This is a genomic window from Helicobacter sp. MIT 01-3238 (assembly GCF_003364135.1).
In the GTDB taxonomy this organism is placed as follows: domain Bacteria; phylum Campylobacterota; class Campylobacteria; order Campylobacterales; family Helicobacteraceae; genus Helicobacter_B.
Map to the genome: position 1 here is coordinate 26,365 of NZ_NXLN01000002.1, position 12,546 is coordinate 38,910.

The 12,546-nt window shown below is 40.5% G+C and carries 12 protein-coding genes and 2 tRNA genes; all 14 read left to right on the plus strand.

Annotated features, from left to right (window positions below):
* Positions 1-42 precede the first annotated feature (42 nt).
* Positions 43-993 (plus strand): biotin synthase BioB, encoded by a 951-nt coding sequence (bioB, locus tag CQA40_RS01025; RefSeq protein ID WP_115519150.1) that lies wholly within the window; start codon positions 43-45, stop codon positions 991-993.
* 350 nt (positions 994-1,343) lie between these two features.
* Entirely contained in the window at positions 1,344-2,240 is an 897-nt protein-coding gene (gene glyQ, locus CQA40_RS01030; protein ID WP_115519151.1) for a glycine--tRNA ligase subunit alpha, read from the plus strand.
* Between the two features lie 9 nt (positions 2,241-2,249).
* A complete protein-coding gene (locus CQA40_RS01035) occupies positions 2,250-3,203 on the plus strand; it encodes a Nif3-like dinuclear metal center hexameric protein (RefSeq protein ID WP_115519152.1) in 954 nt (317 codons plus the stop codon).
* 10 nt (positions 3,204-3,213) lie between these two features.
* Complete coding sequence (locus CQA40_RS01040) at positions 3,214-4,254, plus strand: zinc ribbon domain-containing protein (RefSeq protein WP_115519153.1); 1,041 nt, start codon at positions 3,214-3,216, stop codon at positions 4,252-4,254.
* Positions 4,255-4,336: 82 nt separating this feature from the next.
* Positions 4,337-4,768: a hypothetical protein gene (locus CQA40_RS01045; RefSeq protein WP_115519154.1), complete on the plus strand. Its 432-nt coding sequence runs from the start codon at positions 4,337-4,339 to the stop codon at positions 4,766-4,768.
* A gap of 103 nt (positions 4,769-4,871) precedes the next feature.
* The gene (locus CQA40_RS01050; protein WP_181882782.1) at positions 4,872-6,296 is read left to right on the plus strand and encodes a 3-deoxy-D-manno-octulosonic acid transferase; all 1,425 of its coding nucleotides are present in this window, start codon (positions 4,872-4,874) and stop codon (positions 6,294-6,296) included.
* Positions 6,297-6,326: 30 nt separating this feature from the next.
* Entirely contained in the window at positions 6,327-7,208 is an 882-nt protein-coding gene (locus CQA40_RS01055; protein WP_115519155.1) for an RluA family pseudouridine synthase, read from the plus strand.
* Complete coding sequence (locus CQA40_RS01060) at positions 7,186-7,833, plus strand: hypothetical protein (protein ID WP_147290132.1); 648 nt, start codon at positions 7,186-7,188, stop codon at positions 7,831-7,833. The genes CQA40_RS01055 and CQA40_RS01060 overlap by 23 nt, the downstream gene beginning before the upstream one ends.
* 28 nt (positions 7,834-7,861) lie before the next feature.
* A complete protein-coding gene (locus CQA40_RS01065) occupies positions 7,862-8,293 on the plus strand; it encodes a hypothetical protein (protein WP_115519157.1) in 432 nt (143 codons plus the stop codon).
* An 81-nt stretch (positions 8,294-8,374) separates the two neighbouring features.
* Complete coding sequence (lgt, locus tag CQA40_RS01070) at positions 8,375-9,298, plus strand: prolipoprotein diacylglyceryl transferase (protein ID WP_115519158.1); 924 nt, start codon at positions 8,375-8,377, stop codon at positions 9,296-9,298.
* Positions 9,299-9,502: 204 nt separating this feature from the next.
* A complete protein-coding gene (locus CQA40_RS01075; protein WP_115519159.1) occupies positions 9,503-11,728 on the plus strand; it encodes a polyribonucleotide nucleotidyltransferase in 2,226 nt (741 codons plus the stop codon).
* A gap of 85 nt (positions 11,729-11,813) precedes the next feature.
* Positions 11,814-12,179 carry a F0F1 ATP synthase subunit C gene (locus tag CQA40_RS01080; protein ID WP_023928480.1) on the plus strand — a complete coding sequence of 122 codons (366 nt, stop codon included), beginning with the start codon at positions 11,814-11,816 and terminating at the stop codon, positions 12,177-12,179.
* Positions 12,180-12,308: 129 nt separating this feature from the next.
* Positions 12,309-12,393: transfer RNA gene (locus tag CQA40_RS01085), tRNA-Leu, on the plus strand.
* Between the two features lie 65 nt (positions 12,394-12,458).
* Positions 12,459-12,545 (plus strand) — tRNA-Leu (locus CQA40_RS01090).
* Position 12,546 lies beyond the last annotated feature (1 nt).

Here is a 12,546-nt window from a genome sequence, read left to right on the forward strand (position 1 = left end):
TTTGCACAAAAAAGATTTTAGATTTGATTTGAAAGGATTGCTATGTCTTATACTTTTTCTCAAGCAAAAGAGATTTTTTACAAGCCTTTTATGGAACTACTTTATGAAGCGCACAAAATCCACCTAGAGCATTTCAGTCCAAGCGTCATTCAAACAAGCACTCTGCTAAGCATAAAGACAGGTGCGTGTAGTGAGAACTGCGCTTATTGCGCACAGTCAAGCCACTACAAAACAGGCGTAGCAAAAGAAAAATTTATGGATAGAGAGGAAATCATCTCGCTTGCAAAGCAAGCCAAACAGGCAGGAAGCTCAAGGTTTTGTATGGGGGCAAGTGGGAGAAGTCCAAGTGAAGAGGAGCTAGAAGAAGTCTGCCAAATCGTGCGTGAAATCAAAGAGCTAGGGCTAGAAACCTGCGCGACTTTGGGACTACTCTCAAGCAGGCAAGCAAGCAAGCTAAAAGAAGCGGGGCTAGATTTTTATAATCACAATGTCGATACTTCACAGGAATTTTACAGCCAAATCATCTCTACGCGCTCGTTTGAGGATAGGCTAGGCACGCTAAAAAATGTCCGCGAAGCAGGGCTAAAGCTATGTGTGGGTGGCATACTTGGTATGGGGGAAAGCAATGATGATAGAATCAAAATGCTGCTTTTGCTTTCCCAGCTAGAAACCCCACCTGAATCCGTGCCGATAAATCAGCTAGTAAAAATCCCGGGCACACCTCTAGCAAACACGCCCGAAGTGGATAAATTTGACTTTGTCCGCACTATCGCTTTGGCTAGAATCCTTATGCCAACTTCTTATGTGAGACTATCTGCGGGGCGAAAGGCTATGAGTGAGGAACTACAAGCGTTGTGCTTTTTTGCGGGCGCAAACTCGGTGTTTTATGGGGACAAACTCCTAACTGCGGCAAATGCCGCGCCAAGCAATGATGATATGCTTTTTGAAAGGCTTAATTTGCAAAGAGAAGAGTTCCTAGAGATGAAAGCGTAGGCTTGATAAATACGGCTATATTTAGGTGTAGCGAAATCTAGATTAAGTGATTTTATCCTTGTTTTGAAGCACCACAAAGGCTTTGAGCGCGAAATAAAAATGTTTCAAATGAAGTTTTTGAGAGGGGCACTTCGCTTGCTATTGCACTTCTTTGAATCGCGCTTGTGATGATAGATAGCAAAAATTAAGCATTTTTGCTATACAATACTATCCTTTGACTGTCTTTTGCTCGTTGCGTTTGGATTTGTCGTATTTGGGTGTGTCATATTTGCGTATCATATTTTGTTTGCACCACTAGCATAGTAAGCGCAAAAAATCTAAAATCCACAAACTTCACTTAAGGATAATTCGTGCAAAGTTTTTCAGATATTTTACTAGCATTGCAAGACTTTTGGAAAAGGCAAGGTTGCGTGATTTTGCAACCCTATGATATTCCTGCTGGAGCTGGGACTTTTCACCCTGCGACACTTTTGCGCAGCCTAGATTCTAAGCCGTGGAGTGTGGCTTATGTCGCCCCATCTCGCCGTCCCACAGATGGACGCTATGGAGAGAATCCAAATCGATTGGGGAGCTACTATCAATTTCAAGTGCTTATAAAGCCAAGCCCTAACAATATCCAAGAGCTGTATTTGGACTCGCTAAGCACACTAGGCATTGATAGGACAAAGCACGACATTCGATTTATTGAGGATAATTGGGAATCTCCCACTCTTGGTGCGTGGGGGCTAGGCTGGGAAGTGTGGCTAGATGGTATGGAGGTTACACAATTTACTTATTTTCAGCAAGTAGGTGGGTTGCCCTGTGAGCCTGTCGCGGTGGAAATCACTTATGGCGTGGAGCGATTGGCTATGTATATCCAAGAGGTAGAATCTATATTTGATATTGCGTGGAATTGTGAGGGCGCAAGCTATGCCGATGTGCATTTGCAAGGCGAGTATGAGTTCTCACGCTATCATTTTGAGGTGGCAGATAGTGCTATGCTTTTTAGCTCGTTTGATAGCGCACAAGGTGAGGCTAAGAGGTGCTTGGAAGCTAAGCTACCCTTGCCTGCTTATGACTTTGTGATGCTTTCAAGCCATTATTTCAATATCCTTGATGCGCGCAAGGCAATTTCTGTGGCACAAAGACAAAACTATATCCTAAAAATCCGCGAGCTAGCAAAAGCGTGTGCTACGCTGTATAAAGAGCAAGAGGGCGAGCGCGAAGAAAGACTAGCACAAGTAAAATCTAGCACAAAAAATCTCTAAAGACATAAAATGACAAAAACAAAACCACTAGCGCAAGCCAAAATCAAATCCAGCAAAATCTCGCTTGAGAAAACCCCACCTGACAAAACTCCACTTGGCGAAATCTCACTTGGGGAAGTCTATGAGATTTTGGATAGAATTAGCCCATTTAGCTTGCAAGAGTCTTGGGATAATAGCGGGATAAATCTAGGACACTCTAGCCAAAAAATCACACAAATCTTTCTCGCACTTGAAGCGGATTTGCAAATCGCACAAAATCTACCTCCAAATAGCTTGCTTATCACTCATCACCCGCTTATATTTTCCCCACTTAAGTCATTTGACCCCACAGACTATCCTGCCAAAATCCTGCAAATCCTTATCCAAAAAAACTGCGCCCTAATCGCAATGCACACAAACTTTGATAAAACACATTTAAATGAATATTTTGCAAAAGATATTTTGGGGTTTGACTCGCCCTCTTTGTGTAGTGATAATCTTAGTAGATTTTGTGCTTTGCCACCCACGCCCATAGCCTCCCTAGCCCAAAGGGTAAAATCTAGCCTCTCTTTGAAATCCCTCACTTACAGCGCACCAAATGAGGATTTTTTAGTCTCTCAAGTGTATTTTGTCTGCGGAAGCGGGGCTAGCTTTTGGCACAAAATCACAAAAGGACAAATAAGCCAAATATCACAAGAAAAAGAAGCAAAAGATGAGAAGTCTTCGCAAGCAAATTCTACCACCACTAGAGGAGGCATAGCAGAGCAAAACACCAATGGTGGAATCTGCCTAATCACTAGCGATATAAAATACCACGATGCAATGAGTGCAAAATGTGCCAATATCGCGCTTATTGACGCTACACATTACGCTAGTGAGCGACATTTCGCCCCCCTATTGCACAATAATTTGCACAATAATTTGCAAATTAAGCACCTTAATTGTATAATGCTTGAGAATTTTTCTCCATTTTCTTACATTTGAAAGGAACACGATGAACAAAAATCTAACACAGCTTATCGCTATTGCTCAAATCGACAAAGAAGCAGACGCACTAGACCCTGTAATGCAGGATAAACAATCCGTGCTTGACAAACTCCTAGCCCAAAAAGCAAAGCAAGAAGCTAGACTTCGCGCACTAGATGAAATGCAAGAAGAAGCTAGGCTGACTATTGCAAGAAATGAGGGCATTATCCAAGCTAATTCCCAAAAAATTGAGGACATTCAGCAACGATTAGTTGAGCCTCGCTCCGATAGAGAAGCGCGGACTTTGAGTATAGAGGAGGATTTGTCAAAGGAGCAGATTCGCCACTCCAATAACGAAATCACTAGACTAAACAAAGAGCTAGAATCTAGAGATGCGCAGATAAGCGAGATAAATAGCGAGATTGAGACGCTTAAGACAAGTATCCAAACAACTAAAGAAATCTGTGAGAAAGAAATCTCTCAAATCAAAGCCCAACAACAAGAGATTTTTAAGAAAAAAGAAGTCTTTATCGCTGCTATTGACAAAAAAGTCATCACATTTTATGAGAAAATCCGCCGATGGGCAAAAAACACAAGCGTAGTCCCTGTCAAAAAGCAGGCTTGCGGTGGTTGCTTTATCCGCTTAAATGACAAACTTTACTCTGATATTTTGCAAAGTAGTGAGATTATCAGCTGTCCGCATTGTGGGAGAATCCTCTATATCACACAAGATAGTGCTCTACCAGAATCACAAAATGGAACAGAAAAAATGCCAAAACCACCCAAAACTGAACATAGTTTTTCTTTTGAAGGTGGTGATATTTTATCTAAAATGGGAGCTTCTTGGTTTGTATCCTATGCTTATTATGAAAAAGTAGATAAAACACACGAAAATTGGGACAAAATTAGCACCGCTAAATCTCGTATCAATAGGTATGAAAAATCAAAAGAATTTCACACAAAATGGCTAAAAGAAATTCTATCAATGAGTGATGCTAATTTAAGCAAGAATGAAATAGGCTTAGATGCAAATAGTGTGAAAAATATGGCACAAGCACTTTTAGGTTAATAGCATCCATAATATGGTTTTTTAGCGCAATTAAAGTGGGAGTGTCTTTTTCTAGTTTTTTCAGTATGATTAGGAAAAAGCAATGAGTTTTTTGCGACTTATAGGCTATGTCATCATTGTTATAGTGTTTAATCTAGCGGGGCTTGTGTTTGTATGTTTTTTGGAATCTAGGCGTGTGCAGCGTGAGGGTGGTAGCAGTTTTTTAGCGAGTTTGTGGCACGCATTGGTTGGCTTACTAAAATTTATCATCGCCATAGCACTTATTGTCATAGCAATTTATTCATTTAAATATTGGAATAGCACAGACTCAAAAGACACAAAGCCCACGCAAACAAGCAAATCCACACAAAAGCCAAAACCTGCGCAAAAATCAAATAAAGAGAATAAAACTCCGCTCGACCCTCTTGAAAGGCTAAGCTCAAGTGAGCTTAGAGCTATGTGGGAGATAAACGCACACGACCCAGAACTACGACAAAAAATCGATAATATTCTAAATAATAGAGCAAGAAAATAAGTAAAAAATATATAGGAAAATAAGTAGCAAAAAAAATTGAAAAATAAATCCACACTTTTACTACTTTTAGACAAGCTAAAATCCAATCACTAAGGGGTGCAAATTGCGTTTTATCTACTTTGTTGCTTGTTTTAGTTTGTATATCATAAGCCTACCGCTACTTGTTCTTACAAGTTTTAAACGCAAGCATAGGGTATCGATTCCGCGTAGATTTTTTCCATTTGTATTCCCACTCTTGCGTGCGTTTGACAAAAAAACATATATTGGATTTTGCAAGGATTTCTCCCCACAAGTGTGGCTACACGCCTGCTCTTATGGCGAAGTAAAATCATTGCAATTTATTATGTCTCATCTTTTAGACACAAATCAAACGCAAAGTAAAGATTTCGCGCAAAGCAAACAAAAAGATTCTAAGGATTGTGCCCAGCCTTTGCCAAGTCTATCAAACTCGCTACACTTGCCAAACTTGCCACATTCTCAAAATTCTCCACATTCCCCACCCCCGACAAACTCACCACACAAAAACTTACAAATCCTCCTTACCACCATAACACACACAGGCTACACCCTAGCAAAAGAAACTTATGCTAGCTACCCAAATGTCCGCGTGGAGTTTTTGCCTTTTGAAATCTTTTTGCCCTTTTATGCCAAGCGATTTTTTATCAATTCTAGCAAAATCTCTTGCTTAAATCTACTTTGCGTATTTGAAGCTGAACTATGGCTAGGACTTTTTTCTCTAGCCAAATGCCTAAACTCCCACACAATGTTGCTAAATGCTAGAATCTCATCTCGCTCCTACCCGCGCTATAAAAGATTTAGCTTTTTTTATCGCCATATCTTTGCCCTTGTTGATAGTGTATTTGCCCAAAGCGATGAGGACAAAGCCAAACTAGAATCACTAGGAGCGAAAAATATCCAAGCCATAGGAAATCTAAAAGCGTATAATCCACCTACTATCACCAAAAATTATGACAAGCCAAAAGGCACTTTATTTCTTGCAGCCTCCACACACAATGGCGAAGAAGAGCTTATCATTGATGCTTTTTTATCTGCCTTTGGCAAAGAGTGTTTTAGCAAAAAAAGCGATATATTTTTGGCCATTATCCCGCGACACCCAGAGCGATTTGACGAAGTGGCAAAACTCATAGAATCCAAAAATCTAGCTTTTTCCTGCCTATCTCAAGGCTATGAAAAGGCTTTTTGTGAAAAAATCTTGCTTATTGACACGCTAGGTGAGCTTAACAACTTCTATGCCATAGCAGATATAAGCATTTTGGGTGGTAGCTTTGCCAAAGAGGGTGGGCACAATCCCCTAGAACCAGCGCATTTCCAAAATGTGCTAATAAGTGGCGAGCATATTTTCAATCAAAAAGCACTTTTTACTATGGTGCAAAATGCCTATATCATCAAGCAAAATGAGCTAGAATCTAGTCTAAAAAACTACAAAAATCTAGCCAAAAGCTACATTGATAGCACGCACTCAAACCTACCTCAACTGCTAGAATCTATCGATAAATATTTGGCATAGACATTAAAAATCTTAAAAAAAGATAAAAAAATGCAAAAATCAAAACACGCAAAAATAAAAAAAACACAACCAAAAAAAACGCCCAAAACACCCAAAAAAACCAAAAATGCCACAACAGACAAAATAACTAATACAAATCAATCCACCCAAAAAGCCTACAAACTCCTAAGCGAAAGCCTTAGCATTTCTCATAGCAAAGCAAAATCCCTAATCGATAGAGGGCTTGTAAGTGCAGATGGCAAAAAACTAACACTAGCTAGAATCCCCCTGCCAAAAGGTGTAAGATTTAGCATAAGGCAAGTGCAAGAAGTGCGGATTATCCACAAAGATGAGGATATAATGTGCGTGGATAAACCTGCGTTTATGGATAGCTATGAGGTAGAGAGGGAGTGCCAAGATAAGCAAGGCAAAGAGTGGAAGCTACTCCATAGGCTAGATAAAGAAACAAGCGGTTGCCTGCTACTAGTCAAACACAATAGCGATTTTGCTAAAAAGGCATTAGATGAGTTTGTCAAAAATCGTGTCTATAAACTTTATAATGCCCTAGTAAGTGGAATCATAAATGATGAACAAGAAATCTCTCTGCCACTGCTTATCCACAAAGGCAAATCCGCAAAAACAATAGCCATATCACAAAGCGTGGCGCAAAAAGCAAAAAACGCAAAATCTGCCACCACACACATAGCACCGAAATTTATTCAAGGCAAAAAAACTCTCCTAGATGTGAGAATCCTCACAGGACGCACTCATCAAATCCGCGCACACCTACAAGCCATAGGACACCCACTCATAGGCGATACACTCTATGGTGGGCTAAATGCTTCAAGGCTTATGCTTCACGCAAGTGAGATAAGGATTTTTGAATATGTTTTTACCTCAAAGTTGCCTAGTGAATTTGACTTTAGAAGCTAGCTTTGAGGGGCTAGAGCTTGGATTAGAGCAGCTTTTGGAGCAAATATTTGGAGGGCAAAAAAGCCTAAAAAGTGATGATGTTTATGAGCTACTTTGGGAGCTAGGAAGCAATGTGCTAAAATATGGCATAAAAACAAAACCTAGTGCAAAAATAAACATAAATTCTAGCAAAAAATATGGTAAGAATCTTATCGCTAAATCTAGGCAAAATCTAAATTCTACTAAAATCTATATGCAGGCATTTGCATACAATGAGTTTATACAAATATCACTACACTATCTTGTGGGTAAAAATCTAGCAAACCCAAGTAGCCAAAGCAATAATACATTAGCTCCAATCCTAGCTCTGATACAAATGCTACAAGTGCCACGAATGTATGCTTTGGGTTATGATGAGCTAAAATCTACCAAAAATCTGCCTACAAAAAATTTATCTGCAAAGAAACTGCCCGCCAAAAATCCACCCGCCAAAAATCTATCGACAAAATCAAACGACTTAGATTGCCAAAATCTCTTAGGCAACAAAGTCATTGCCTATCTTGTGGATAAAATCTGCTATGATACGCCCAAAATCTTTTTGCCAAACGCAAGGGAGCGGACACTGCGCGTAAGGCTAAAGCCCTAAATCCAAAAACAACCAAAGGAACAAACGCGTGGTAAGTGTCGTGCTAAAAGATGAGAGGCTTTATATCTGCTGGGTGGGGAGAGTAAAGACAAATGAGGAATTTTTGCTTTTCAAATCCCAAGTCAATGATGCGCTTGAAAAATTTATCGACAATCCGCACACTCCACCGATGCCAAAAAACCAAGATAGCATAAAAAAAGACACTCAACCCCAAAATATCCAAAAATACAGCTCTTTTAGACTTATGCTTGTGGATGCCTATCCGTTTAACACTCACGCGCTAGGCTTTATCCTAAAGCTAAAGCAAAACAACAAATATGAGTTTGAAATCGCCACTGACCACTATCGCTTGCTAAGTATGCTAGAAAATATTGAGTTTGACAAAATCTTTGCTATTAGCATTGATAGCGACCCTAGACTTACTACGAAGGGCAAAGTCCTAGATTCTGTGATGAGCTAGATAAAATCTAGCCAAAAATATAAAAAACACAAAATCAAAATCTAGCAAATCACTTTTGCAATTCACATTTAAGGAGCATTTTTGGAATCGCATTTAAGTTTTTGGAATAGCATCTATTCGCAGTTTGACCCTGTTGCTTTTTCGCTTTTTGGGCTAAAGGTGCATTGGTATGGTATCGCTTATGCGTGCGCGCTTATTTTGGCGTTTTTTATTGCCAAATTTTTTATTCGCCATTTTCCGCAGAGATTTCCCATAGCACAAACTATGATTGATAGCTACTTTTTGTGGGCAGAAGTGGGTGTGATTTTGGGTGCTAGGCTTGGCTATGTGCTTATTTATGACCCAAATAGATTTTATTATTTGGCAAATCCTTTAGAGATTTTTAGCCCCTTTGATAGCTATGGCAATTTTGTAGGCATCAGCGGTATGAGCTTCCACGGTGGGGCGGTGGGATTTCTTTTTATGTCGTGGCTTTTTTGTAGATTTAAAAAACAAAGTTTTTTGCAGCTAATGGACTTACTAGCGATAAGTGTCCCGCTTGCATATATTTTTGGCAGGGTGGGCAATTTTTTAAACCAAGAGCTATATGGCAGAATCGTGCCAGATAATGATAGCTTCGGGCAAGTGGTGGGAATCCTAGTAAATGGCGAGCTACGCTACCCAAGCCAGCTTTTGGAGAGCTTTTTAGAGGGGTTTGTGCTTTTTATCGTAGTGGCGATTTGTGCTAGATTTTTACACAAAAATGGCGCACTTATCGCGGTGTATGGCATAGGCTATGGTGTAGCGAGATTTGTAGCGGAGTATTGGAGGGAGCCAGACTCGCAAATGGGGCTGTATTTTGTCATTGATGGCGTGTTTGATGGGCTTAGTATGGGGCAGATTTTATCTAGCCTTATGATACTTGCGGGCTGTGGGATTTTGGGCTATGTGTATCTGTGTGATAACTCCCAAAAATCATCAAAATCCCCAAAAATCGCTAAACGCACACAAAATCACAAGACATAATTTGAGATTCACAAAAACTTAATATTTCTTTAATATTTCTAAAGATACCGCTTTTGTAAGCAAATAATATGAAATTTTCAAAACTTAAGCAAATTTTGTGAATGATTTTTGTGCAATCATAAAATATACTTAAGTTTATGCGTGCTACAATAGCACGGCTTAAATGATAAAATCTTAATTCTAGTGAAGCCAAAAAGGAGCAAAATGCACGCCAAAAGTCCACAAGTAGTAGAAATCGCACTATCAAATTTAGATGAACGATACAAACTCAACTATGTCGCCAAGCAAGCCTGCGGAAGCGTGTGGTATGAGTCCAAAAAAACAGTTATGCTAGCTACCGTAGCGGTGGATTATGAGGCTAGGCAAGAGGATTTTTTGCCTCTCACAGTGCAATATATACACAAATCTTACGCCATAGGCAAAATCCCGGGGGGATTTATGAAGCGTGAGGGCAAGCCAAGCGAGTTTGAGATTCTAACCTCTAGGCTTATTGACCGCACGCTTCGACCGCTTTTCCCCAAAGGCTATTATTATCCCACACAAATTACGATTTTTGCGCTAAGCTATGAGGGAGAGAGTGATTTGCAAGTATGTGCTTTGCACGCTGCGGCAAATGCTTTGCTCGTATCTGGACTAGAGTTTGTCCCTGCTGTAAGTGGCGTGCGCATAGGCAGGATAGAAAATAAATTTGTGATAAACCCCGCAAACACCCAAATGCAAGAATCCACGCTTGATTTGTTTGTATCAGGTAGTGGGCAAGATATACTGATGATAGAAATGAAAGGCAAAAAACAAGCTAGTGATTCTGCCAAAAGCCCTTACATTGATGAGGATTCTCTATGCCAAGCTATCACACTAGCACAAGGTGTAATAGCAAAAGACTGCACCCAATATGAAAAACTCATAAAACCACACAAATCCCCTACCCTAAACCTCCCACTAAAACCTATCATATCAAATGAACCTCTATATAACCTCATCGCCAAAGACTACGCAAAGCCCGTGTTAGAAGCGATAAAAGCGATGAGCAAATCCGAGCGAAGTAGCGATATAGAATCTATCGCTAAGCAAATCTTAGAATCCAAAATCTCACAAGATTCTAGCGAGCAAGAAATAAAAGAACTCCAATCCTCCATAAAGGAAATGCTAAATCTCTACAAAAAAAATGAAGTGCGAAAAATGATACTAGAATCTAGCCTAAGAGCCGATGGCAGGGGACTAAAGCAAGTGCGAAATATCAGCATTGAGACAAATATTTTGCCTTGTGTGCACGCTAGTGCGCTATTTACTCGTGGGGAGACTCAAGCACTTGTTACTTGCACGCTAGGAAGCGAAAATGACGCGCAAATCCTTGATGACTTTAGCGGAGTAAATGCAGCAAATCAAACCACAAGCCCCACTACAAACGCTCCTGTGAAAGAAAAATTTAGCTTTCATTATAATTTCCCTAGCTTCAGCGTGGGCGAAGCAAGTATGATAGGTGGCGTAGGCAGGCGAGAGCTAGGGCACGGAAATCTTGCCAAAAAAGCCCTAGAATCTAGCCTCCCCACAAGCCACACAAATCGCCAAACTATCCGTCTAGTCTCTGAAATCCTAGAATCAAATGGAAGCTCATCTATGGCAAGCGTGTGTGGTGGCTCTCTTGCGCTTCGTGCGTGTGGGATAGAAAACGAGCTAGTCGCAGGTGTAGCTATGGGACTTGTGTGTGAGGACTCTAGCAATGAAGTGGCAAAAGAATCCAAAAAAAGCTCTAGCAAAGATTCCAAATGCCAAAAATACGCGATTTTGACAGACATAATGGGACTAGAAGACCACGATGGAGATATGGATTTCAAAGTAGCAGGGAGTGCCAAAGGCATAAGTGCTATGCAAATGGATATAAAGCTAGGTGGGCTAGATTTTGGGATTTTAAAAGAAGCATTGTATCAAGCAAAAGAAGCTAGGGAGCATATTTTAGGCATTATGGAGGAGGCTTGCAAAAATATCAAAATCCAAGATGAGATTTTGCCAAAAAGCGAAGTCTTTGCCGTGCCAAGTGCCAAAATCGCAGACATCATCGGGCAAGGTGGCAAAACCATAAAAGATATAACCGAGCGATTTGGCGTGAGTATTGATATTTTTAGAGACAAAGGCGAAATCCAAATAAATGCCCTAGATTCTAGTGCTATCCACAATGCACGCGCCTTTATCCTCGCCCTCATCGCACCTCAAGAGACTTATCAAAATGGCGAAGTGTTTGATGGCGTGATAAAAAGTGTGGCAGATTTTGGGCTGTTTATCGAACTACCAAGAGGTGGAGATGGCCTGATACATATCAGCAAACTTCCACGCGAAAATGCGCCACTAAAAGAGCGATACACTCAAGGGCAGATTCTCAAATGCGTGGTTGTAGAAACTTTTCGAGGTAAAATCGGGCTAGCTTTAGCGTAATTTTAACTTTGTTTTGGCATAATTACTCCGCACATTCTAAAGCACGAGTAGGGGATAAATCCGAAAGGCTAGAAAGGAGAAAAGAATGAAAGCACTTGGAATTTTGTTTTTTGGACTTGTAGGTTTTGCGTTCGCTGGCGAGAGCGTGTTTAGCGGTAGTGATTTATCACTACTTATGGCACTATCAGTCGCAGGCGGTGTTGTAGGACTTGGTATCGCTGCACTTGGTGGTGCTATCGGTATGGGAAATGCCGCTGCTGCTACTATATCAGGCACTGCGCGAAATCCCGGTATCGGTGGTAAGCTACTAGGAACGATGTTTATCGCTCTAGCACTTATTGAAGCGCAAGTTATCTACACACTTGTTTTTGCGATTATCGCTATTTATGGTAACCCATTCTTACCAGAATCAGGCGCAATCGTAAATGCCTTTAAAGCATTGCTAAGCTAGTGCTTTTTACCCCACCTTTTTTGGATTCTTATTTAGATTGTCTAAATTTAGATTTCCTAAAAAGGTGGGTTTTTCATTTTTATAGTTTTTTGCTTTAGTTGTGTTTTTGGGATTTTGGCTTTTTGATACGCGCTGGTGGTGGAATTGGTAGACACGCCATCTTGAGGGGGTGGTGGGGCAACTCGTGCGAGTTCAAGTCTCGCTCAGCGCACCATTTTGACTTGTGTCATAAAAATTGTGGATTTTATGTTCTTTTTTGACCGCGTTATTGTGCTAAATGCCGAAGTGGTGAAATTGGTAGACGCGCTAGACTCAAAATCTAGTAGGGGCAACCCTGTGTCGGTTCAAGTCCGACCTTCGGCACCAT